This is a genomic window from Methylibium sp., assembly GCF_013817345.1.
Lineage (GTDB): Bacteria > Pseudomonadota > Gammaproteobacteria > Burkholderiales > Burkholderiaceae_C > Methylibium.
This window is the reverse complement of the sequence record NZ_JACDCW010000024.1, coordinates 14,089-37,148: the sequence shown is the minus strand read 5'-3', so window position 1 is coordinate 37,148 and position 23,060 is coordinate 14,089. Positions and strand designations below refer to the sequence as shown.

The window sequence follows — 23,060 nt, the reverse complement described above, 5'->3', positions numbered from 1 at the left end:
AAGCCTGCAACGACGACCGAAATCGCCATCGCAATCGGTTATCGCAATCGCACCGCACCGCAGCCATCCCGCAACCCGCACCGGACACTGCCTTGACCGAGATCTCCGCGCTCCAGCCCGACCGCCACCTCTCGGTGCGCGATGTGTTCGGCATCGACTCCGACCTGTCGGTGCCTGCGTTCAGCGAGCGCGACGAACACGTGCCGGACATCGACACCGCCTACCGCTTCAACCGCGACGTGACGCTGGCGCTGCTGGCCGGCTTCACGCGAGACCGGCGCGTGCTGGTGCAGGGCCTGCATGGCACCGGCAAATCGACACACATCGAGCAGGTGGCCGCGCGCCTGAACTGGCCCTGCGTGAGAGTGAATCTCGACGGCCACATCAGCCGGCTCGATCTCGTCGGCAAGGACGCCGTGGTGCTGCGCGACGGCCAGCAGGTCACCGAGTTCCAGGAAGGCATCGTGCCCTGGGCGCTGCAGCGGCCGGTGGCGCTCATCTTCGACGAGTACGACGCCGGCCGCCCCGACGTGATGTTCGTGATCCAGCGCGTGCTCGAACAGGGCGGCAAGTTCACGCTGATGGATCAGAACCGCGTCATCACGCCGCACCCTTACTTCCGCTTGTTTGCAACGGCCAACACGGTCGGGCAGGGCAACCTCAACGGCATGTACCACGGCGCGCAGCGCCTGAACCATGCGCAGATCGACCGCTGGAACATCGTCGCCTCGCTCAACTACCTGCCGCGCGACGAGGAGGTCGCCATCGTGCTGGCGCGCGTGCCGCACAAGGACACGGAGAAAGGCCGCAAGCTCATCGAATCGATGGTGGCGGTGGCCGACCTCACGCGCAAGGGTTTCGCGGCGGGCGACCTCTCGACGCTCATGTCGCCGCGCACCGTGATCACCTGGGCCGAGAACTGCGAGATCTTTCGTGACGTCGCGGTGGCCTTCCGGCTGTCCTTCTTGAACAAGTGCGACGAGGCCGAGCGGCCGGTGGTGGCGGAGTACTTCCAGCGCTGCTTCGATCGGGAGTTGGACGAGTCCTACGCGGGGCAGGACCGGCGGGCGACATGAGCCTCGGCGGGCGCTTGGGCTTCGAGGCTGCATGCGATCGTGACGACGGCACGCTCCGTCCTTATGTACCCCGTGTGGCGGCCTCGTCGTTTCTGCTGCGTTGGATCGAGCCGACGGGGCGCTCTGCTCCGCTCATGTCCCCCGGCAGCGGCCTGGGGCCGCTGCCTCCTCCTTTACTTCGCTGCGCAGAACGCCCCGCCGGCTCGATCAGGCACCGATGTGCCTCTTCGGCGGCCAACAATGCCCTGCTTCAGCCCAGGGCGTCGGGTGGCCGACGCAGCGAAGTGAAGGAGGAGCGGCGGCCGCAGGCCGGCGCGGGGGACATGAGCGGAGTCGGCCGCCCGATGGCCTGGGCGCGCAGACCGTCGGACGAAGCTTGCTGCACGGCTCCGCTGTCAGGCGTCCGCCCATGGCTAATCGATTGCCCGGACCGGGCAGCCCGAGCGGGCCATTGACATGACCGGCCAGGCTCAAGCCCGCGCTCGGCATCAACAGAAGGTCGAGGAGCTCTGCGCCGCGGCCATCCGTGCCCTTAGCGGCGAGAGCGACCTGCACTTCCGCGGCCGTCGCCTGCACCGCGGTATGCGCGCATTGCCTCTGTTCGCGCCGCACCTGCATCCTTCGCTCGACGATGACGACTTCGGCTCCTTTCGTGGTGCGGCCGATGGCCTCGCGTTGCGGCTCGCCGGCTCCGACGCCGATCTGCATCGGCGGCTGTGCCCGCAGGAGCCGGTCGATCGGCTGGTGTTCGAGCTGCTCGAGCAACTGCGCGTCGAGTCACTGGCGCCCGAGGACATGCCCGGTGTGGTGCGCAATCTGCGCCACCGCTTCGAGCAGTGGTCGCTGGCCTTCCACCATGCCGGACTTACGGATAGCGCGCGCGGCGTCCTGCTCTACACGGTCGCGCAGGTCTGTCGCGCGCGTGTGACGGCCCAACCCGTCCTCGAGCAGATCGAGGGCGTCATCGAACACACGCGGGCCGGGCTTGCGCCGGTGCTCGGCATGCACCTCTTCGGCTTGCGCCGCGATCGGGGGGACCAGGCCGCCTATGCAGAACATGCACTGGCCATCGCCCGCCTCGTCGGCGCGGCGGTGCGTGCGAGCGACGAGCAAGACGGCGGGACCGCTCAGCGCGGCGAAGGCGAAGAAGACGAGGAGCGCGCCGCCTTCAGCCTGCTGATGGACCTGGAAGGCGACGACTCCGCAGCCTTCGTCACGCCAGTCGCCGGCAACAGCCGCGTCCTCGAAGCCGCCGAGGGCGGCTACCGCGTCTTCACCACCGCCTACGACCGCCAGGTCGATGCCGCCACGCTGGTGCGCAAGCCGCTGCTGATCGAATACCGCGAGCGGCTCGACCGCCGCATCGCCGGCCAGGGCGTCAACCTGCCGCGGCTCGCGCGCGAACTCAAGGCCCTGCTCGCCGCACCCACGCGCGACGGCTGGGACGCCGGCCAGGAAGAGGGCCACATCGACGGCCGCCGGCTCGCCCAGCTCATCACCTCGCCGACCGAGCGTCGGCTGTTCCGCAGCGAGCGGCAAGAGCCCGTGGCGAACTGCCTCGTGAGCTTCCTCATCGACTGCTCGGGCTCCATGAAGGAACACATCGAATCGGTGGCGATGCTGATCGACATCTTCGTGCGAGCGCTCGAACAGGCGGGCGTGAGCAGCGAGATCCTCGGCTTTACCACCAACACCTGGAACGGCGGCCGCGCGCAGCGCGACTGGCAGCGTGCCGGGCGCCCCGCGCACCCGGGCCGCCTGAACGAGGTCTGCCACCTCGTCTTCAAGGACGCCGACACGCCGTGGCGGCAGGCGCGCACCGGCATCGCGGCCCTGCTCAAGGCCGACCTGTTCCGCGAAGGCATCGACGGCGAGGCGGTGGAGTGGGCGTGCCGGCGCATGGAGGGCCGCAGCGAGGAGCGCCGGCTGCTGCTCGTCGTCTCCGACGGCTGCCCGATGGACACCGCCACCAACCTCGCCAACGACCGCCACTACCTCGATCACCACTTGCGCCAGATCGTCGAGCGCCGCGAGCAGACCGGCGGCGTGGCGATCTACGGCGTGGGCGTGGGGCTCGACCTCAGCCCCTACTACGGCCGCAGCCAGGCGCTCGACCTGAGCGGCTCGACGGGCAACCAGGTGTTCCGGGAAGTCCTTGAAATGCTGGCCGGACGCGGGAGGCGGTAGGCCGCTCACGCGGGTATGCCGACCACGGGAGACGGTATGCCCGCACGGGTAGCCGTGCGACGGTCTTGTAATTACGTCTACATTGATGTAATGTTGGCGACATGAGTTCGCCTCCTGCCGCCTGGCTCCTTCTGATCCTTTCGCTGCCCACGCAAGGGGCGACGGCGCGGATGCGGATCTGGCGGTCGCTCAAGGCCCAGGGATGCGCTGCGCTGAGAGACGGTGCCTACCTGCTCCCCGCGAGTGCAGAACACCAGGCGGCCTTGCGGGACCTCGCCGACGAGTGCTTGCGCGAAGGCGGCAGCGCCTGGGTCATGGCGGCCACACCGACGACGTCCGCTGAGGCCGAGGCCTACCCGGTGCTCTTCGATCGCAGCGAGGACTACGCCGGTCTCGTAAGCACCTGGAAAGAGGCGGGCAAGACGCTCGCCAGCCTAGGCGCTGCCGAACTGGCGCGTTTGCAGAAGAAGCTGCGCCGCGACTACGACGCGCTGCGCGCCATCGACTTCTTTCCGAACGAAGCCAGCGTGGAAGCCGAGGCCGCCTGGGGCGAATTCACTCAACGTCTCGCTCGCTTCCTGTCGCCCGACGAGCCGCAAGGCAGCGACGGCGAGGTGCCGCGACTCGACCCGGGCGACTACCAGGGGCGACTGTGGGCCACGCGCCGCCGGCTGTGGGTCGATCGCGTGGCCAGCGCCTGGCTCATCCGGCGCTTCATCGACCGCGACGCGCGCTTTGAATGGCTTGCCAAGCCCTCCGACTGCCCGCGCAAGGCCCTCGGCTTCGACTTCGACGGCGCCCGCTTCACCCACGTCGGCGAGCGCGTGAGTTTCGAGGTGCTGATGGCGAGCTTTGGCCTCGACGACGATGCGGCACTCGTTCGCCTCGGTGCGCTGGTGCACGTGCTCGACGTGGGCGGCGAACCGGTGCCCGAGGCCGGCGGTTTCGAGGCGGTGCTGGCCGGCGCGCGTGAGCGCGTCGCGGACGACGATGCGCTGCTGGCGGAGATGAGCGCGGTGCTCGACTCCCTGTACGTGCACTTCCAGCGCGAAGGCCAGCGCACGAAGCTCAAGGGAGCGGCGCGATGAGGCGGCGCTGCGTTCGGCAATCGCTGCGGCCGCGGTGCGCCGCGTTTTTCGATGCTGTTTTCGAGTGAGGCAGGCATGGACGAAATTTCCGTTTTCGAACTGCAGTCCGCGTTCGGCGAACCCGGCGCTCCCATCGTGCTGGATGTCAGGCGCCGGCCGGCCTGGCGCGAAGCGGGCGAGACGGTGTCGGGCGCGCTGCGGCGCGATCCCGATGCGGTCGAGGATTGGGTCAAGACGCTGCCACGGGCGAGCACCGTGGTCGCGTATTGCGTGCACGGTCATGAGGTCAGCCGGAACGTGGTGAAGCGCCTCTCCGAACATGGCATCCGTGCTCGCTATCTGGAAGGCGGCATGGACGCGTGGAAGGCGGCGCAGGGGCCGCTCGACGCCAAGCCTCCAGGCAGCGGCACGCGGTGGGTGACCCGCGAGCGGCCGAAGATCGACCGCATTGCCTGCCCCTGGTTGGTTGCGCGCTTCATCGACTGCGACGCGGAGTTCCTGTATGTGCCCGCGTCGCAGGTGCGCGAAGTCGCGCAGGCGCAGGATGCGGTGCCCTACGACGTGGCAGACGTGCATTTCACGCACGAGGGGGAGCGCTGCAGCTTCGACGCTTTCATCGGGCACTACCGCCTGGGCAGCGATCCTGCGCTGGAGCGGCTCGCGGTGATCGTGCGTGCAGCCGACACGGGCCAGCTCGATCTCGCATCGCAGGCCGCCGGGCTCGCGGCGGTGTCGCTCGGGCTGTCTCGCCTATTCGCCGACGACCACGAAATGCTCGAACACGGCATGGTGCTCTACGACGCGCTGTACCTCTGGTGCAGGGAAGGGCAGCACGAGAGCCACACATGGAATCCGCAAGCGTCGTGCTGAAGCGTTCGCCGAACTTCGAGGGCTGCGCCCGTGCCCGTGCCCGTGCCCGTGCCCGTGCCGGTGCCGGTGCCGGTGCCTGGCCCGATGCACATCGTTCAATGACTGCAAAGGTGACCTGATGAGCACCACCATCGCCGCCGCCGCTAGCGAGCGCGAAGCAATCCCGCCGAGCCTCAGCCATGCTCAGCTCTTCGTGCGCTTTCTCAAGTTCGGCCTGCTCGCCTGGGGCGGGCCGGTGGCCCAGATCGCCATGTTGCGGCGCGAGCTCGTGGACGAGGAACGCTGGATTTCCAGCGCTCGTTTCAACAAGCTGCTGGCGGTGATGCAGGTGCTGCCGGGACCCGAAGCGCACGAGCTCTGCGTTCATCTGGGCATGCGGGCAAGGGGGCGGATCGGCGGCCTGCTGGCGGGCCTCGGGTTCATGCTCCCCGGCTTCTTGTTGATGCTGGCCTTGTCGTGGCTGTACTTCCGCATCGACATCGCCGGCACTGCGCTCGGCGCGGCCTTCCTGGGTGTGCAGGCGGCCGTCATTGCCCTGATCGCGCGCGCCGTGCACCGCATCGGCGAGCACATCCTGATCGACCGCTGGCTGTGGGCGATCGCCATCGTTTGTGGGCTGGCGTCCTTCGCCGGGGTCGCCTTCTGGATCACCCTTCCGGCGGCCGGAGCGGTCTACGCGCTGCTGGTGCTGAAGCGCCGGTGGTCGGCCTTCCTGGCAGCGGCCGGCGCGATCGCCCTGGCGGCCGGCCTGGCGTTCTGGGCGCCGCAGGCAGCGACGCAAGTTGCCGCGGTTGTTCAAGGCGAAGCCTCGGTGCTGCTGCTCTTCGTCTCCGGCCTGAAGGCAGGCCTGCTCACCTTCGGTGGCGCCTACACGGCCATTCCCTTCATCCGCAACGACGCTGTCGGCCGCGGCTGGATGACCGACGGGCAGTTCCTCGACGGCCTGGCCTTGTCCGGCGTGCTGCCCGCGCCGCTGATCATCTTCGCCACCTTCGTCGGCTATGTCGGCGGCGGGCCGCTCGGGGCGGTCGCCATGACCGCCGGTGTCTTCCTGCCGGCGTTCGCCTTCTCGCTGATCTTCTACGACCGGCTGGAGGCCGTGCTCGAGATCAAGCAGCTCCACGCTTTCCTGGACGGCGTTGCGGCGGCGGTCGTCGGCCTGATCGCTGCGACGACCGTCGACCTCGGCCGCGTCACGGCGGAGCGCGTGCCGTCGCTCGGCGTCGGCGTGCTGATCTTTGCAGCGGCTCTGGCGTTTCTGTATGCCTGGAAGAACAAGCTCAACGTCGTGGTGGTGATCGTCGGGGCGGGAGCGGCGGGGTGGCTGCTGTTTCGAGGCGGTGGTTGAGCTTCGGAGCGGTGTCAGGCGCCGAGCAGACGGCGCTCGAGCAGCGCCTGCATGTCGCGGCAGCCGTTGGCGATCATCACAACGATCACCTGGCTGCGCCGGCGACGCGATAGAGGAGGGCCGGCGAAGCCTTGTTGCTCGGCCTACGGCTCAACTGCGGCTCAAACGGCACTGCTCCATGCGCACGGCGTGCTGGCCGCTGGCCAAGGCCGCGGCCAGCACGTCCTTGCGCCGCGCGCGAGGCAGGCCCCCGGCCGGGAACTCGCCGCGAAAGATCTCGAGCATCTCCGGCAGCCTGGTAACGACGACCTTGGCGACATAGCTGTCGCAATCCGGGTCTGCCACGGCGTTCACGTCGATCCAGTACTCGCCTGATCTTTCCTTCAGTGCGTCCATCGCTGCGCCTTTCCGCTAAGCCAGCTCGAAACCATCCACCGGCACGATGAGAACCGCGCGGTCCACCTAGCGATGGCCGCGGCATCGAGCAGCGGCCCATTCCGCCGATTGGGGTCAGGCGCCGCCGAGCTTCAGCACGCGCGCGGCATTGCCGTACATCACGCTGTCGATCACGTCGTCCTTGAAGCCCAGCGTGCGGTAGTCGTCGATCGACTGCTTCATCGGCCGGAAGGGATAGGAGCTGCCGAAGAGGATCTGGTTCTTCATGCAGCCGTTTGCCGCTTCCACGTACAGCCCGCCGCCCGGCACGAAGATGTACATGTCGGGCACGATGAACACGTTCTCCCAGCGCAGGGCCACGCCGATGATCTCGTTCACGTACGGGTAGAAGCCGTGGTAGCAGATGATCGAGAGATTGGGGAAGGCTTTTGCGACATGGCCGACCGCCGACGGATTCACCATATCCAGGCTCGGCGCCGTGGGGCCCGACATGATCGACACCGGCACGCCCAGCTGATCGCAGGCGTCGTAGATGGGAAACAGCATCGGGTCGTCGCAGTTGCGCGGCGGCGCGCCGAAGCCCGGCTCGACGTTGATGCCACGCACGCCGAGCTTCTTCACGGCCCGCTCGACCTCCTGCACCGCGGCCCGCACGCCCCAGCGGTGCGGATCGATCGAGCCGATGCCGACCATCTCCTTGCGGCCCTTCACGAGCGCGGCGATCTCGTCGTTCGAATGCTTGATGGACGGCGTGTCGCGGCCGACGACCACGGAGGTGGTGATGCCCGCGGCCTTGATCTCGTCGGCGAAGGAGGCGGCGTCCTTCGAGCGCGTGAAGTGTTCCGGCTCCTTCGAGCCGACCCGGCCATTGAGCCATTTGACGACTTCATAGTCCTTGGTGCCGGGCGTCTTGCCATAGAAATCATGCAGGAACGCGGGGCGACTGCGCATGTCGATCACTTGCTGTGCCACGTGGAATTCTCCTTGTGAAATTCAGGGTTACTTCGTTTCAACGGCGAAGGACGAGATGTACCGCGGCTAAGCGCTTGTCGGCCGACCAAGACTGACGGCCGCTTCCAGTCACTCTCGGTTGAATCCACGGCGACTGGACTTCCGCCCCGAAAGATTCGTCCGTTGAGTACAGCGACAGTTCCCGCGCAGACAGTGCTGAAGCTTGGAACTGCCAAACTCTTCAACGTAAAGCGCGGCGGACATCGCGCCGAGTCCGTGAAGGCCAGATGCGATAAGCCGCGTTACACCAAATCAAGCTTCCGCGCGTTCCCGCTCTGTAGAAAGAATGTTAGCGAGCTCTTGCAAATTATTAGTGGTATAGGTTGGGGTCACGCCGATTTTGAGCATAGGTTGACGTGCACGATTAGTCCACGCCGTTTTCAACCCTTGCTTCGTCGCACCGACAATTTCCCAGAAATGTCCGGTTACCCACAGAATATCGGACTTCTCGCATCCAGCCCGCTCGATGCCAAGGTTGAACACTTTAGGCGACGGCTTAAATGCGTTTACTTCTTCGCCGTTGCTGATAATTTCGTCCAAATAGGGGTACGTGCCGGCATACTTACTATGGTCCTCAATCATCTTTTTGGTTGGGTTTGCCACTATCATCAGCTTATGTCCCTGCTTCTTGAGGTCTTTCAAGGCATTGATGACATCCGGGTACGCTCGCAACTTGTGATACTGCGAAACGATTTCCTTTATGGCTGACTCGGAAAGAGCAATGTGATTTTTTTCTAGCGCCCATCTGAGGCACGCCTCGGTCAAATCCGGGTGCGGAACGAAGCTCTCAGCCAAAGTCGTGTAAAACATCGCCCATTTTTGATGGAAACGCCAATCATGCGCAACAATATGCGCTGTATTTGCTTCGTTCACATACGGTTCAAGTACGTCTGAGATTGAGTAGTTATCGACCAAAGTGCCCCATGTGTCGAAAATAAGAGTTTTTGCCATGAATTTCTCCATCAGATTTGGTTAGGGGGAAGATATCAATGCAGAAATTGAATCTGCAATGTTATTGTTAGCTAGAGGGCTGGGGCCGTCTGTCAATTGATTGACACCATTAAAAAGATCGGCTGCGGACCGAACAAAAGGCAATACGGGGTGTCAGATCACGGCTGTTCGAAATTATTGGTTAAGGAAGCAGCAGCACAGGGATCGACGCGCGCCGGGCGTCTCTGCCGCACACTTCTCAGACGAGACCAGTGCTAATTCAACAATTTGCACAGAGAGACTGATAAGCTAATTAAGCAGAAGACTTAGTTGATTTCCCTCACCGCGAAGTCGGGTTGAAATACGTTTGATTGACAGATATATTTATTTTTAAACTTTAAACCAGTTATTATTGTGAGAGCGACTATCAACATCGTCAACAAAAAAAACAGGCCAAGAGAAGCGTAAAAGAACGAGGCGGTTTGCTTGTGTCCGGACATTTCAAAGCTTGCAAGCGTTAATGCTGCCAAGGGAAACGGCGCCGACCAGCAACAGAGCGAGAAGTGACCTCTAAACTTTCTAGAATGAATAAAAATAACAAGAATTGACAGAGATGTCGCGAGATAAAATAACGTTTCACTTACTAAAGTGGTCGTTCCAACAACGGTAGCGTGTGCGATAAAAGCAATCGACGGTGGAGAAATCAAAATAAAAAGCATCGGAAGCTTTTCGTTTGAGAATAGCTTTGGCGACTTAAGAGAAAAAAGGAACTGTCCAGATAAAAGAAGCCAAAACAAAATGCTGACACTTAGTAAGAACCAAAAAAGCTGTACGTGAAGAAACTGACTTCCTTGTACTGTCACCATCATGCAGCCGGTAATAGGTATAAAAAACCGGAGATCAAAACCGTCATTGGTGAACTTCTTGCTACGCAACCACTGCCCAATAAAACAACCGGTAATTGCAAGGTGCACTGCACTGGCAGTGAGCCATAATGAAAACTGCAACCCTTCTGCAATTGCCGGCAGTCCGCTAATAATAATGACGGTACACGATATTGAGGAAAGCAACGCCTTGCCGGGTAAGTGCAAAAAATCTTTGATTAAGTTACTTGGGTTATGCCGCGTCTTCATACCTAACAGAATAATAAAACAAATAAGTAAAATCACGGTAAAGACAGACAACACTGTACTTACGAAGTAGGGCGCCCCAAGAGTTTCCTCAGCCTTCATCGTAGCGCTCGACAAGCCTGCGAATCCAAAGGTAATTGGGAAAACACCGATTGGAATATTAAGAATTGGATGTTGGAGTCGCATTTTTCGCACATAGTCGTCGATAAACCGATGAAGATCTTTAGGTGGTTAGGGCCGTTTCGTGATGTTTGTCGCCGTTAACGCCCGCACCTCTTCGACTGTTTAGTCTAAGAGCGCGGTTCGTCATCATCAGTCAATTGCTTGACAATCTAGGTGGCCGCCAAGTTCACTGCATCAGACAAAGCCACTACAAAGACCGTCTTGCTTCTGTATGCGGATCTTTGTGGCTCTAGTCGTTAAATGTCAGCTCACGGAATGAAGTTACCTAAACTAGAGAACCGCGCGAAGTTCAACCGCAACACAAAATTAGTGGCTGTCCTATAAACAGCGTGCTGCGAGACTGCCAGCAGAGGAATCTCCGATGAATGCGCAAGCGAGAAAAGCTTCAAAGAAGGACCCAATAATTTCGGGGCGAGATTGTGCGCAAAACCATGGGAAAAATGGCCGTAGCGCCGCTTCGCCGGCTGAACTAGATGAGCACTCGCCCAGAGGTGGTCCATCCGTTCGCTTAGGAAAGTCTGATTTCGCGCTCCTGCTTGCGCAAGGAAGAGAGACGCGCTTTGCGCCGGAAGCGGCGATCTTTAGGCAGGGGGACACGAACGTCTCGAGCTTTTTGGTGCTTAACGGTCTTGTGCGAACTTTCTACTCCTCCCCGCTCGGTAAGGAAATCACTTTAGCTTACTGGTCGAACGGCGACCTTATTGGAGGTCCGCATTTTTTGAGCGGATCTTTTAAACACGTCTGGTCGGCTAAAGCGATTGAATTGACTTCTGCGCTGGTTTTTCGTAGTGCCGATTTAGAAAGACTTTGCACGGAAAATCCAGGGATCGCAAAATTTGTAATAGAAACTGTATCGCTAAAGCTAAATTGGGTTTCTATGCTTTTGCAGACCCTAGGAACGCAGTCAGTATGTGTCCGACTTGCACGATTGCTCCTGCAGCTTGCCGAGATGTACGGTGTAGAAATAGAAGACGGAACTCTCCTCCGACATAATTTTACCCAGGAAGATTTAGCAAACATGGTCGGTGCAACTCGACAATGGGTAAGCATCACATTGGGAAGTTTTCAGCGGGACAAAATAATCTTAATTCGAAAGCGACAACTGATAATATTAGATAAGGAGCTTTTAAGCAAAGTGGCGCGATAAATTTCTGAAGGCTAGGTGCGGTGCAATGCTTATCGGATCCCCTCCCCAAAAATAGGCGTTTGCGTTCCGTTTAGCGTTGCTTGGTTTTTTTATTGTTAGACTGCCACTCCTCGCTGTCATGGGCACTTAAGGGTTTGCAGTCGGCTCCTGAGACCGCATTCGGTTCTAAAAACATTGCCGGGCGATTTCTTGCTCTATTAATCACCAGATTAAAAACATCAAAGCGATTATAGTAACCGGCGACATCCTGTAACTGTCGTGGCTCGATTGTCGCAGCGAGATCAACGTCGGCGTAGAGAATGCCTTCAGCCTGCTGAAATTCGTGCCCTATAGGCACACCAGTGGGTCCGACTACCATTGATATTCCTCGGGGACTGTCGCTAAGGATTCTTGCCAAATCGGTGTCTGCCTGAGAAAGTCCATCGAGCGTTACTTTGTCGAGAAATGCCGATGCCACTACGTTGAAAAGCTTCCCTTCAAAAGCGTGATTGCGGACACGAATGCGAATCGCGTCGGATACGTCATAGGCGCCAGCTTCGCGCGGGTCATGTGCTGGCCAAATGGGAGGAAACGAGGAGACGTGGAGCTGCTCACCCTGCGCCATCAGGGCAAAGCGAGCCAGTGGGTTTGTGTTTTCTCCACAAATTAGCATACCAATACGACCAAGCGCGGTTTGATTTACGCGTAAACCAGCGCCGTCGCCGTTGGCCCAAACAAGCTTTTCCCAAAATGTCGGAACCAGTTTTCTGTGATGATTAAGGATGGTTCCGTCCTCACCAATCAGCAGATTTGCGTTCCAGATACAGCCATCGCTGGTGTCGCTAAGCTCATTGATACCCAGTGAAACGATAACACCGTACTTTTTTGCGGTGGCGGCCACCTGACTAATCTCAGGTCCTGGCACACGGACCGCTTGCGCCGCAAGCCGACGAAACCAGCCGTGATTGTGGATAGGGGCACGGAGGGCAGACCACAGCGGGAATGCGGGGACGAACGTCTCAGGAAATGCGATAAGACTAGCTCCACTCTGTGCTGCTTCTCGAATAAGTGAACACACTTTCTCAATTGTTTTCGCCGTGTCCATGAACACGGGTGATACGTGCATGGCGGCAACTTTAAAGCTTGGATATTCGTTCATATGACTACCCTACGTTGGTCTGAAAAAACTTGCAGGTGAGTTAATTAATGCGCGGCATTGTTGATTTTTCCGCTTTAATTTCTGTACAACGGTATTTATTAAACGGCTACGGACTGCGGTGCTTTCCGGCGCTCGCTCTTTTTATATATCGCGAAACCAATCAGCAACAACACTGGAATCGCAGCCAGCCAAGCGTCCTGCCATTGGAAATACATCACAGTAAGAACGGGGCCTGTTGTCATATATAGTCTTTCCCAGGTTACCAATCGTCCCATAAAACCACCGTATATCGCAGCGGAAAGCATCAGTGTACTGATACAAAATAGAAAAACTGCCACTAGTGTTTCGGTCGTTAGGTTTGGAAACTCCAAGATGTTCGGAAACGCTACCAAGAAAAATGGTAACAACAAACAAATAGCACCGAGTTTGAAAGATTCCAGGCAAGTCTTTGTAAAGGAGCCGTGCGAGATCTTTACGGCCATCAATACGCCAACTGCCACCGGCGGTGTGAATGCCGAAAAGACAGCAAAATAGAATCCGAAGAAGTGCGCTGCAAGCGGATTGACGCCAACGTCGATCAACGAAGGAATAACCACAATCGCGGCCAGCGAATAAGCGGCAGGAGTGGGTAAGCCCATTCCTATAATTAGTACAATTCCCATGCCGAGTAGCAGAGCGATTCCAACGCTCCCGCCAGACACGCCAATCATCAGCTGCGCAAACAGTGTTCCGAGACCAGTGGTAACGAGCATCTGTACCACCACTCCAATAGCGGCTAATATTATTGCAAGCTGAGCTCCAGCGAGCGCACCATTAGCCAAACCGGACAGCAAACCTTTAAACGATGGTCTATAAATTTTTGGTCGCAGAATACTTAGTCCCACTAAAGTTGCACTTCCCGCTAATGCTGCCATTCCGCCCGAGTAACGGAGCGAAAGTAGGACGACAATAAGCATAATAGACGGCAAGAATGACGGAAGAATCCATGAAACCTTTTTCCAGTCAACCGTCAAACGTTCGTAGGGGATTTTTGGTGAGGCCTGAATGAGGGAATAAACCGCGAGCGCCAAAGCAAACATGTACAAGAATGCCGGTAGAAGCGCAGCGGCCACCACCTCCACGTATGAAATTCCAAGAAGCACCGCCATGAGAAAAGCACCTAGTCCCATAACCGGCGGAATTATTTGGGAACCGTTTGCGGCCATGACTTCGACGGCACCGGCTTGTTCCCTTGTATAGCCGCCACGGATCATTGTTGGAATAGTCATAGAGCCGCTAAGGGCAATGCAGCTAACGGTTTGACCTGAGACCATACCGACGAGCGAACTTGCGACGATGCACGAGTAGCCGACGCCACCTCGAACTAAATTGCCAATTGCTTTCCCTATTTCTTCGAACATATCCAGCACCCGCGTACTGGTCATCAAGCCCCCATATACCAGCAAAAGAAAAATCGTATCTGCAGATAAAGGAATGAAACTGTAAACCCCTCGAGGGCCGCCCATCCCGGCAAGATAGCTCATGACGACAGAAGGGGAAAATTGAAGATCCGCTACCGGGCTGGGTATCAAATGGCCCAGACCAAAGTAAAGCGCGGCGAGAACGCAAACTATAGTGAGTGCGGTGCCCCATACTACCCAGTTGAGTGCGAACACCGTGAAAATAAGGACAAACCCGATCAGATACTGGAAGTCGGTGATGAACGGTTGACTTAACTCTAGCGCTTCTGCAAAGATATAAAGATAGGCGGTGGAAACTAAAGTTAGAATGAACATTAAGCAAGCAAAAACGAGCCATGCAATTCTGTTGGTTCCAATGGTCGTTTGTCCTTTTGTAACAGCAATGTGCAGGGCGATAAGCAACAGAATGGCGCCCAGGTGGACTGTATAATGCTCCATCGCACCATGAAACGTCCAAAACACGGAAAGTCCATGGTATGCGATCGCAGCAAGTGCGGCGATCATATATACCGATTCGAGCGTCTTCAATAGCCTGGTTGAGCTATCCATTTCGTTTCCTATCTAAGCTTGCAGCTAGAAGAATATTGCAAAATGCCGTAAAATTGCACTTGGTTTTAGTGCAAGTCTGCGGCATTTGTCTTTAGGATTGCAGCGTTGAGAAACCTATTTAGTTAACTAGACCCAGTTCCTTATATGCCCGCATTGCGCCGGGATGAACCGCCTCTGGGGTAAGTCGCGCCGCCGCGGAAATGCTTTTTGCGTCCCAAATTTTTCCCATGGCGTTATATTCGGCAACCGTCGGTCCCATTTTTATCCAGAACTTTGTTAACTCGTACGCCAAATCATCTGGAAATGATTTGTGAGCAGTCAGTAGTAGAAAATTCCCAAATGTAGTTAGTTCTTGGGGTTGATTTGAAAACGTGTTTGGTGGATATTTGCGAACGTGAAAATTCATTCCGGTTTTTTTGTTGTATTCTTCGATTATTGACGGAGAAATGCTAATGTAGTGAAATGGGCGGTTCGAGGCCTCTAGAAGCATAAACGGACTCGGGGTGATATTTTCCTTAAGACCGTCGGAAGAGAACATGGCGATGGTCGACACATCGGCTCGCCCATCTAGAAGTGCTTCCACGTTAGGGTCAGTCCCAAGCATATTCAAAGCCTTGAGCTTTTTACGCATTCCCGTGCCTTCCAGAATCATGCGTGGATACATTCCCCATTCATTTTGGGTAATAAGACCTGTGGCAACACGTTTACCAGCGAAATCTTCTAATGTCTTGATCGTGGGGTCGGTCGTTACAAAGACTATTCCAGTCAACGCTAGAACGCCGATGATTCGGTAATCCGCGGCAGCCTTTAGCGGTTCCGGATAGTATGGTTTAAGGCCCTTCTTTGCGGCCACCTCAAGAACTGAACCAGATCCAATTACGGCTTTGTTCCAAAGATTGGGACTTTCTGCGAGAAACTTAACGTTGTAATTGAAACCTGGAGTCTCCACCGCGATTGGCCGGAGCCACGGGTGATTTTCCGCTGCACGCGTTTGCATGACTGCGAATGCTTCGTATGGACCGGAACCAGCGGGTGATACGAGAATGGAAACCTTTTTTTCCTGCTGCGCCTCCGTGGGCGTCGAAAATAACAGCGCCGGTGCACAAAATAAACCCATAGCGAACGTTGTGCTCAGTTTGGCAAGAAACTGCGGCTTCCCTGTTTTCCATGTACTTGTGTTGCTGGTTTTGATGCTCGAAGTCATTTTTTTCTCCTAAATGATTACAGAGTCACGTAGCTATCGGTTCGCAATTAAAGACGAGCATTTAATGGAGCCACCTTATGTTTTTCAGGGTTAGAAGTCGTGGCCTCTTCTAAACCGACCGCCGTGTAGCGCTACAATATTCCTGCGTCTACCCGATAAGATCTGTCAAGTTGTTGACAATCAATCGCCATAGAGATTGAGAGCGAGGGCAACGTTTTCGTAGAAACCCTGCCGCGTTAACCCTGGACGCATAATTCAAGCGGTTTGAAGGCGACAGTTCAACGTTTGCCACATTAAAGTACGACTCATCGAAAGCACGAGCCCTTGAACGCGCAGGGGCGCGCCAAGCTCAGTTGCTCCCTGGACCCATGCACGGAGAAGGGGTTTGGCGAAGGGCTCTGCGACAAATGATCTCGCTCGGACTTGTCGCCGTTGTGGTCGGTCTGCTGATCGGCGCGGTCGGCGTCGGCGGTGTCCTGCTTATTCCGGCCCTCGACTTCCTGACACCGCTATCCGTCCAGACGGCAATGGCGACGACGCTGTTCACTTTCATCTTCACCGGTGTAGCCGCCACATGGCTGTTCCAGCGCCGCGGAAGCATCGACTGGTCGCTGACCGTGCCGCTTTGCATAGGAAGTGCGTTGTTCGGCTTTGTCGGCGCCTGGGCCAACTCTTTGCTAGATGCTTTCGCGTTGGCGCTGGTCCTCGCCGTGCTGATCGTGCTCGCGGGGATCTACACCTTGTCGAGCAACGCTGGCGCGCGGCGCGCCGCGTTCGAGGGCCGGCCGCACGCCCGGCGTAACCTGCTGTTCATGGTCGGGGCGTTGACCGGCTTCGGCTCTGGGCTCACCGGCGTTGGCGGACCGGCTTTGTCGGTGCCGATGATGGTGATGTTCGGCTTTTCTCCCCTGGCTACGGTAGGCGCCAGTCAGGTCGTGCAGATCTTCGCCGCCGTCTCCGGTAGCGCCGGCAATCTGCTCCATGGTCAAATCGATTTTCAGCTCGCCGGCATCTTGACTGTGTTCGAACTCATCGGCGTAAGCCTAGGGGTTCATCTGGCGCATGCCGTCCATGCGCGGTCCTTGCGCCGCGCCGTGGGCATGCTTTGCGTCGCCGTGGGAGCGGGGTTGCTGATCTGCATGCTTTAAGGCAATGCTGATCAAGCCACCGCATTGAGAACTGCTGCGGTGAGTTCGGCCGAATGCGGAATTCGTGATGCAGGTAGGCGCAATTCGCAGCGAATTTGTCCGCTTTGCCGTGCTCGCGCGCATGCCGCGCGCCATGCGGGCGCACTCATGCCGTGAGGTGCCTGCGCGCCAGGAAGATATTGGCCAGGCTCGTCGCCACGAACGCGCGCGTGGCGTTCTTGGCCAGCCCGCGGTAGCGCACCTTGCCGAATCCCCACAGGCGCTTGACGACGCCGAACACGTGCTCGACACGAGCACGCACGCGGGACTTCGCACGGTTGACCATTCGCTCGAGCGCCTCGGTGGCGCTGCCGTTGCGCACCGTCTTGTTGGTGAAGTCTCGTGCGCCCGGTGCCTTGGCCTGGATCGACGTATGTTGTGCGGCGTACGCGCAGTCGCCATAGACGCGCTCCTCCTGCCCGTGCAGCAGCTCGGGCAGCGGGTGCTTGTCGTGAACGTTGGCGGCCGTCACCACGGCGCTGTGCGCCAGGCCCGTCTTGCTGTCCACGCCGATGTGCAGCTTCATCCCGAAGAACCACTGCTGGCCCTTGCTGGTTTGGTGCATCTCAGGGTCGCGCTGCTTGTCCACGTTCTTCGTCGAGCTGGGCGCACCGATGATCGTGGCGTCCACGATGGTGCCGGTGCCGACCTTCAGGCCGCTGGCCTGCAGCACTTCGCCCACCTTGGCGAACAAGGCCTCGCCCAGCTTGTGCTTCTCCAGCAGGCGGCGAAACTTCAACAGCGTGGTCGCGTCGGGCACCCGCTCGCGCCCCAGGTCGATGCCCACGAAGCGGCGCAGCGCTGTGCTATCGAGCAACGCGTCTTCACACGCCGCGTCGGCCAGATTGAACCAGTGCTGCACGAAGTACATCCGCAGCATGCGCTCCAAGCCCACCGGCGGGCGTCCGTTGCCCGCCTTGGGGTAATGCGGCTCGATCACGCTGCAAAGCTGCTCCCACGGCACGATCTGCTCCATCGTCGCAAGGAACGCATCGCGCTTCGTCGGCCTGCGGTACCGCTCGTACTGCGCGTTCTGATCGGCTGCCATGGCAAGGGTGTGTTGCTTCATGCGAAAGTCAATGCACGCGGCATGCCGGCAGCGGACTTGATCAGCATTGCCTTAAACGGGCCTGGTGGTCAGCCTACGGCAAGCGTGGCCGGCGCTGCACAGAGCAACGAGCGCGCAAAGAGGTGAGTCTGTCCGTGGCGTGCTGCTGATGAGGCGGTTCGACAGGGTCATCGCGCGATAGCCGCGGGGTAGACGTTCTGATGGCGGCGCGCTTCGGTGTTCCTTAGAGAGGAGACATTGACATGCACCATATCGACCCTTAGAGTCATTTCATTATTTTGGACGACGTTCCAAATAGTGGGCTACTTAACATGTCGCATGTGCACTCGACTCTTGTGAAAGGACTAGCGGTGCTCGATTGGCTGATCCGGCAGCAGCGCGGTTGTCGTGTGGCCGACGTGGCGCTGGCGTTCGGTATGGCGCGCAGCAACGCGCATCGGATATTGCACACGCTCGCGGAGTGCGGTTGGGCCCGGCAAGACGAAAGAACTAGTGCTTACCGGGCGAGCCTGCGTGTCTTTGAGTTGGGCGCGCTGATTGAATCGGCCGCCGGTGTGCGATGGCTGCTGCGCTCGCATCTGGCCCTGCTGGCGCGCGAGACAGGCGAGACGATCCACTTGGCCGCGCTAGACGGCACCGAGATCGTCTATCTCGACAAGTTCGGCAGCCCGTTGCCGGTGATCGCGTATTCCCGCGTAGGAGGGCGGGCTCCGGCTTACTGCGTGGCCTCCGGCAAGGCACTGCTTGCGGCCGGCGCCCTGGCACGCGAATCATTGCGCGAGGGCCTGGGCGTGCTGCGGCCGCAGACGCCCAACACGCTGACTGACTTCGATGCCTTGTGGGCTGACCTCGAGCGCACGCGAGCGCGTGGCTATGCCGAGAACCGCGAGGAGTGGCGCGTCGGCGTCTGCGGGCTCGGCGCGCCGGTATTCAACGCACTCAACGAGCCGGTTGCCGCCGTCGGCGTCACCGTGCCGTCGATCCGCTTTGCACGCCCGCGCGTGCGTCAGCTCGCCGACCGACTGCTGGCCTGCGCCCGGGACGCGCGCGCCACGCTGGGCTACGGAAGCGTTGGCCAGGCACCCGCTCTAGATTCCGCTGCCAGCGTGAAGCGACGGTGACGATCGCGCCTACCGTGCTGCTGGTCGGACTGCTCGTCGCAGCGGCGGCCGGTGCCGTTCGGGGCTTCGCAGGCTTCGGCTTCTCGGCACTTACCGTCGCAGGTATGTCGCTGTTCGTTGCTCCATCGACCGTGGTTCCTGCCGCTCTCGCTCTCGAAATGCTCGCGAGCATTAGTCTTCTGCGTAGCACCGCTCAGCACGCAGATCGCGACTGGCTGCGATGGCTGGTCGCGGGCCATGCCTTGTTTGTTCCGGTGGGTGTGGCGTTGCTGGCCGTGCTTCCCGACACGCTGCTACGTTTGGTGGTTGGCATAGTGCTGATGGTGACTGCGGCCGGGCTGCGTATCAGCGCCCGACACCGCATCGTGCGAAGCCGGACGTTGCTCATAGCGACCGGCGTGATATCCGGACTCTTGAATGGCGTAGCGGCGAGTGGCGGCGTCGTTGCGGCGATGCTAATGACTGCTTCCGGCATGCCGCCAGCGGCCCTACGCGGCACGATGATTACATTTTTGGTGTTTGGAGCCGGTTACACGTTGCTTTGCGCCGCCGTTGCATCGACCGGGGCGGCGCCAGCGGCGGGGCTACTGGGCTCTGAAACAATGCTATGGGGCCTGGTGCTCGGCACCGGCATGCTGGCCGGCATCCGCATCGGCCGGCACCTGTTCGAAGGCGCGGACCCGGCCCGCTTTCACGGCTTCGTGCTGAACCTGCTGATCTTCATCTCCGGTCTCGGCGTGGCGCGTGCGGCGTTCGATCTCGCTGGCAACTGATCGAGCGAGCGGGGATCGATCCGCGCCGTCAGTTGACCCCCGGCAACCACGTGGCGAGCTTCGGGAACAGCAGCAGCAACCCGACCGCGATCACCTGCAGGATCATGAACTGCACCATGCCGGCGTAGATCTGCTTGAGCTCCCACTGCGGCACCACGCCCTTCAGGAAATACGCCGACAAGGCGACCGGCGGTGAGAGCCAGGCCGTCTGCAGCGTCACCGCGACCAGCGTGCAGAACCAGATCAGGTCGATGCCCGCCGCCTGCACGATCGGCAGCACGACCGGTATGACGATCAGCACGATCGGCACCCATTCGAGCGGCCAGCCCAGCACGAAGATCAGCGCGAGGATGAGCACCAGCATCATCGTCGGCGGCAGCGACAGGCTGAGCAGCCATTCGGCCATGTACTGCGGGCTGCCCAGGCGAGAGAACACCGAGCCGAACAGGTTCGACGCCGCCACCAGCAGCAGGATCATGCTGGAGACTTCGAGCGTCTGGTAGGCCGACTTGCGGATCTTCGCGAACGTCATGCGGCCCGAGCCCACCGTGAGCACGAAGGTGGCGAAGCAACCGACGGCGCCTGCGTCGGTCGGCGTGGCGATGCCGAACAGGATCACGCCGAGCGTGGCCATGATGACCACGACGACCGGCAGCACTCCCAGCACCAGATCCATCACCACCGGCCCGAGCGACGGGGCGCGCATCTCCATCGGCAGCGCCGGGCCGAGCGACGGGTTGATCCAGCAGCGCACCAGGCACCACAGCGTGAACAAAGTGGAGAGCAGCAGCCCGGGCAGCACGGCCGCGGCGAAGAGGTCGGTGGCGGGCACGCCCACCACCGGCCCCATCACGATCAGCATCACGCTGGGCGGGATCAGGATGCCCAGCGTGCCGCCGGCGGCGATGGCGCCGGCGCTCATCTTCGCGTCGTAGCCGCTCTTGATCATCGAAGGCCCGGCCATCACGCCGAGCAGCGTGACGGCGGAGCCGACGATGCCGGTCGCCGCCGCGAAGATGGTGGCGGTGACGAGCACGGCGATGTAGAGCGAGCCGCGCACGCCGGCCAGCAGCTGCTGGATGCCTTTGAACAGGCGCTCGACCAACCCCGACTGTTCGAGCAGGAAGCCCATGAACAGGAAGAAGGGGATCGACGCGAGCACCGTGTCGCGCATGACCGAGTAGGTCTGCAGGACGGCCAGGTCGAACACCACCGGCCCCAGCGCGATGAAGCCGGTGGCCAGCGAGACGGCGCCGAGGGTGAAGGAAATCGGAAAGCCGATGAAGATGACGCCGAACAGCACACAGAGCGCCGCGATGCCCAGGATTTCATTGCTCATCGGGGGGCTCCGGCTTCGGTCTTCACTGCAGACAGGCGGTTCATGCGTCCACCTCGGGCACGGGGGCCGGGTCGGGCCATTCGCCGGCGCGCAGCGTGTGAATGCACTTGAGGCACTCGCTCAGTCCCTGGATCAGCAGCAGCACGCCGGCCAGCGGCATGGCCAGGCGGAACGGCCAGGTGATCGGTCGCCAGGAACTGCTGACGAAGGTTTCGTTGTTGGTCCAGGCCTTCTCGAAGTAGCCCCAGCCGGTGAACACGAAGACGCCGACGAAGGGCAGGAACATGACGAGGTAGCAGGCGAGATCGGTCACGGCCTGCCGGCGCGGCGACCACCCCGTGTAGAGCAGATCGGTGCGCACGTGGCCTTTGCGCTGCAGCGTGTAGGCCGCGCCGAGCATGAAGAAGCTCCCGTACAGCATGAAGGTCATGTCGTAGGCCCATTCGGTGGGTGCGTTGAACACGTAGCGCGACACCACTTCGTAGGTCAGCGACAGCACCATCGGCAGGATGAGCCAGGCGGTGATGTGCCCGGAAGCCAGCGCAATCTGGTCGAGGCGGCGCGCCGTGCGCGCGAATCCGCTATCCCGGTGGTTCATGTTCAGCTTTCACGGATCGGCCGGAATGAAAAGAAAGAACGCGCAGCGATGCACGGACATCGCTGCGCTGAAAGCCGCAACGCTCAGACGGCGTTGGGCGACTCCATGCCCAGGTTGAAATACAGGCCGTTGATCTTGTTCCAGTACGGCACCACGATCTTCGCGAACGCGCGCTGCGACTCGAGCACTTCCTTGAAGAACGGGTTCTTGCCGGCCTCGCGGTCGTAGACAAGGTTGGTCGCCTTGATGAAGGCGGGGAAGATGTCCTTCGGCGTGTCGTGCACGGTGATCTTGAACTCCGTCTTCAGCCGCTGCAGCGCCTGCGCGTTGCGGTGGACGTTGTAGCTGTAGGTTTCCATCATCGTGGCCATCGCCGAACCCTCGACCACGGCTTTCAGGTCGGCAGGCAGCTTGTTCCACACCGCCTTGTTGATCAGCACTTCGCCCACGTCGGTGGACTGGTGCAGGCCCTGCAGGTAGTAGTGCTTGAACACGGTGTGAAAGCCCAGCGCCACGTCGTCGGCCGGCCCGATCCACTCGGCCGCGTCGATCACGCCGCGCTGCGCGGCGGGAACGATTTCGCCGCCCGGCATGGCCACCGCGTTGATGCCCATCTCCTTGAAGATTTCGCCCACCAGCCCCGGTGGCGCGCGGTACTTGAGCTTCCTCATGTCCTCGAGCGACGAGATCGGCGTCTTGAACCAGCCGAGCGGGTCGGGCCCCATGGGCTGCAGCATGAAGGGCTCGACGTTGACCTTGAGCACGTCGGCGTAGAACCGCTTGTAGAGCGCATTGCCGCCGCCCTGCATCAGCCAGGCCACGTGCGAGAGCTGGTCCATGCCGGTGCCTCCGCCGGCGGCCGGGTTGGAGAACAGCCCCGCGGCGCTGTTCTTGCCCGACCAGTAGTGGGCCCAGGAATAGCCGCCGTCGACCACGCCCTTGTCCACGGCGTCGAGCATCTCGAAGGCGTTGACCACGGCGCCGTCGGGCAGCATTTCCATCTTCAGGCGCCCGTTGGACATCTTGTCGCAGCGCTCGCCGAAGCGTTTCATCAGATCGAAATAGATGCTCGACGTCGGCACCGCCGTCTGGATCTTCATGCTTGTGACGCCTTGCGCCCTGGCCGGGCCGGTCGCCAGCGCGCCGGCCGATGCCAGTGCCGCCGCGCCGGCGCCGAGCGCCCGCCGTCGTGTCAGTCTCGTCGTCTCTCCAGCCATTTCATTTCTCCTGTTGTCACCCGAACACCGAAGGCCCGA

Annotated in this window: 20 protein-coding genes; 9 read left to right on the top strand and 11 right to left on the bottom strand. The window is 60.1% G+C overall.

Annotated elements, in window-relative coordinates:
- The first annotated feature begins 92 nt into the window (after positions 1 to 92).
- The 5 genes from H0W40_RS06740 (at position 93) to H0W40_RS06720 (ending at position 6,569) form a co-directional block, all read left to right on the top strand.
- Positions 93 to 1,076 (top strand): AAA family ATPase, encoded by a 984-nt coding sequence (locus H0W40_RS06740; protein ID WP_292444562.1) that lies wholly within the window; start codon positions 93 to 95, stop codon positions 1,074 to 1,076.
- Positions 1,077 to 1,532: 456 nt separating this feature from the next.
- Complete coding sequence (locus tag H0W40_RS06735; protein WP_292444561.1) at positions 1,533 to 3,263, top strand: cobalt chelatase; 1,731 nt, start codon at positions 1,533 to 1,535, stop codon at positions 3,261 to 3,263.
- Between the two features lie 101 nt (positions 3,264 to 3,364).
- Complete coding sequence (locus tag H0W40_RS06730; protein WP_292444559.1) at positions 3,365 to 4,351, top strand: chromate resistance protein ChrB domain-containing protein; 987 nt, start codon at positions 3,365 to 3,367, stop codon at positions 4,349 to 4,351.
- Between the two features lie 75 nt (positions 4,352 to 4,426).
- Positions 4,427 to 5,221, top strand: coding sequence for a sulfurtransferase/chromate resistance protein (locus H0W40_RS06725; RefSeq protein ID WP_292444557.1), 795 nt, complete (start codon positions 4,427 to 4,429; stop codon positions 5,219 to 5,221).
- A gap of 118 nt (positions 5,222 to 5,339) precedes the next feature.
- Positions 5,340 to 6,569 carry a chromate transporter gene (locus tag H0W40_RS06720; RefSeq protein WP_292444556.1) on the top strand — a complete coding sequence of 410 codons (1,230 nt, stop codon included), beginning with the start codon at positions 5,340 to 5,342 and terminating at the stop codon, positions 6,567 to 6,569.
- A 150-nt stretch (positions 6,570 to 6,719) separates the two neighbouring features.
- Here the strand turns inward: H0W40_RS06720 and H0W40_RS06715 are convergent, their stop codons facing one another.
- The 4 genes from H0W40_RS06715 to H0W40_RS06700 all read right to left on the bottom strand — a co-directional run bounded on the left by H0W40_RS06715 (position 6,720) and on the right by H0W40_RS06700 (position 10,222).
- Positions 6,720 to 6,965 carry a hypothetical protein gene (locus tag H0W40_RS06715; protein ID WP_292444555.1) on the bottom strand — a complete coding sequence of 82 codons (246 nt, stop codon included), beginning with the start codon at positions 6,963 to 6,965 and terminating at the stop codon, positions 6,720 to 6,722.
- 114 nt (positions 6,966 to 7,079) lie between these two features.
- Positions 7,080 to 7,937: an amidohydrolase family protein gene (locus H0W40_RS06710; RefSeq protein ID WP_292444553.1), complete on the bottom strand. Its 858-nt coding sequence runs from the start codon at positions 7,935 to 7,937 to the stop codon at positions 7,080 to 7,082.
- Between the two features lie 291 nt (positions 7,938 to 8,228).
- Positions 8,229 to 8,939, bottom strand: coding sequence for a haloacid dehalogenase type II (locus H0W40_RS06705; protein ID WP_292444551.1), 711 nt, complete (start codon positions 8,937 to 8,939; stop codon positions 8,229 to 8,231).
- A gap of 293 nt (positions 8,940 to 9,232) precedes the next feature.
- A complete protein-coding gene (locus H0W40_RS06700) occupies positions 9,233 to 10,222 on the bottom strand; it encodes a hypothetical protein (RefSeq protein ID WP_292444550.1) in 990 nt (329 codons plus the stop codon).
- 358 nt (positions 10,223 to 10,580) lie between these two features.
- Between H0W40_RS06700 and H0W40_RS06695 the strand changes: the two genes are divergently transcribed.
- The gene (locus H0W40_RS06695; protein WP_292444547.1) at positions 10,581 to 11,366 is read left to right on the top strand and encodes a Crp/Fnr family transcriptional regulator; all 786 of its coding nucleotides are present in this window, start codon (positions 10,581 to 10,583) and stop codon (positions 11,364 to 11,366) included.
- Positions 11,367 to 11,436: 70 nt separating this feature from the next.
- Here the strand turns inward: H0W40_RS06695 and H0W40_RS06690 are convergent, their stop codons facing one another.
- The 3 genes from H0W40_RS06690 to H0W40_RS06680 all read right to left on the bottom strand — a co-directional run bounded on the left by H0W40_RS06690 (position 11,437) and on the right by H0W40_RS06680 (position 15,717).
- On the bottom strand, positions 11,437 to 12,504 hold the full coding sequence (locus H0W40_RS06690) for a carbon-nitrogen hydrolase family protein (protein WP_292444546.1): 1,068 nt from the start codon (positions 12,502 to 12,504) through the stop codon (positions 11,437 to 11,439).
- 98 nt (positions 12,505 to 12,602) lie between these two features.
- Positions 12,603 to 14,513, bottom strand: a complete 1,911-nt coding sequence (locus H0W40_RS06685) for a TRAP transporter fused permease subunit (RefSeq protein WP_292444544.1) — start codon at positions 14,511 to 14,513, stop codon at positions 12,603 to 12,605.
- 118 nt (positions 14,514 to 14,631) lie between these two features.
- Positions 14,632 to 15,717, bottom strand: coding sequence for a TAXI family TRAP transporter solute-binding subunit (locus tag H0W40_RS06680; RefSeq protein WP_292444543.1), 1,086 nt, complete (start codon positions 15,715 to 15,717; stop codon positions 14,632 to 14,634).
- Between the two features lie 407 nt (positions 15,718 to 16,124).
- Here H0W40_RS06680 and H0W40_RS06675 point away from each other — a divergent pair, with 407 nt between their 5' ends.
- Positions 16,125 to 16,865 (top strand): sulfite exporter TauE/SafE family protein, encoded by a 741-nt coding sequence (locus tag H0W40_RS06675; RefSeq protein WP_292444541.1) that lies wholly within the window; start codon positions 16,125 to 16,127, stop codon positions 16,863 to 16,865.
- 145 nt (positions 16,866 to 17,010) lie between these two features.
- Here H0W40_RS06675 and H0W40_RS06670 read toward each other — a convergent pair whose 3' ends face one another.
- Positions 17,011 to 17,973, bottom strand: coding sequence for an IS5 family transposase (locus H0W40_RS06670; RefSeq protein ID WP_292444540.1), 963 nt, complete (start codon positions 17,971 to 17,973; stop codon positions 17,011 to 17,013).
- 311 nt (positions 17,974 to 18,284) lie between these two features.
- On the opposite strand from H0W40_RS06670, the gene H0W40_RS06665 reads away from it, so the two are divergent.
- Complete coding sequence (locus tag H0W40_RS06665) at positions 18,285 to 19,094, top strand: IclR family transcriptional regulator (RefSeq protein ID WP_292444537.1); 810 nt, start codon at positions 18,285 to 18,287, stop codon at positions 19,092 to 19,094.
- Positions 19,091 to 19,867: a sulfite exporter TauE/SafE family protein gene (locus tag H0W40_RS06660; protein WP_292444535.1), complete on the top strand. Its 777-nt coding sequence runs from the start codon at positions 19,091 to 19,093 to the stop codon at positions 19,865 to 19,867. Before H0W40_RS06665 ends, H0W40_RS06660 begins: the two co-directional genes overlap by 4 nt.
- 28 nt (positions 19,868 to 19,895) lie before the next feature.
- Here the strand turns inward: H0W40_RS06660 and H0W40_RS06655 are convergent, their stop codons facing one another.
- The 3 genes from H0W40_RS06655 to H0W40_RS06645 all read right to left on the bottom strand — a co-directional run bounded on the left by H0W40_RS06655 (position 19,896) and on the right by H0W40_RS06645 (position 23,021).
- Positions 19,896 to 21,206: a TRAP transporter large permease subunit gene (locus tag H0W40_RS06655; RefSeq protein ID WP_292444533.1), complete on the bottom strand. Its 1,311-nt coding sequence runs from the start codon at positions 21,204 to 21,206 to the stop codon at positions 19,896 to 19,898.
- A gap of 40 nt (positions 21,207 to 21,246) precedes the next feature.
- Positions 21,247 to 21,804 carry a TRAP transporter small permease subunit gene (locus H0W40_RS06650; protein ID WP_292444532.1) on the bottom strand — a complete coding sequence of 186 codons (558 nt, stop codon included), beginning with the start codon at positions 21,802 to 21,804 and terminating at the stop codon, positions 21,247 to 21,249.
- A gap of 83 nt (positions 21,805 to 21,887) precedes the next feature.
- Positions 21,888 to 23,021, bottom strand: a complete 1,134-nt coding sequence (locus H0W40_RS06645) for a TRAP transporter substrate-binding protein (RefSeq protein ID WP_292444531.1) — start codon at positions 23,019 to 23,021, stop codon at positions 21,888 to 21,890.
- Positions 23,022 to 23,060: the final 39 nt, after the last annotated feature.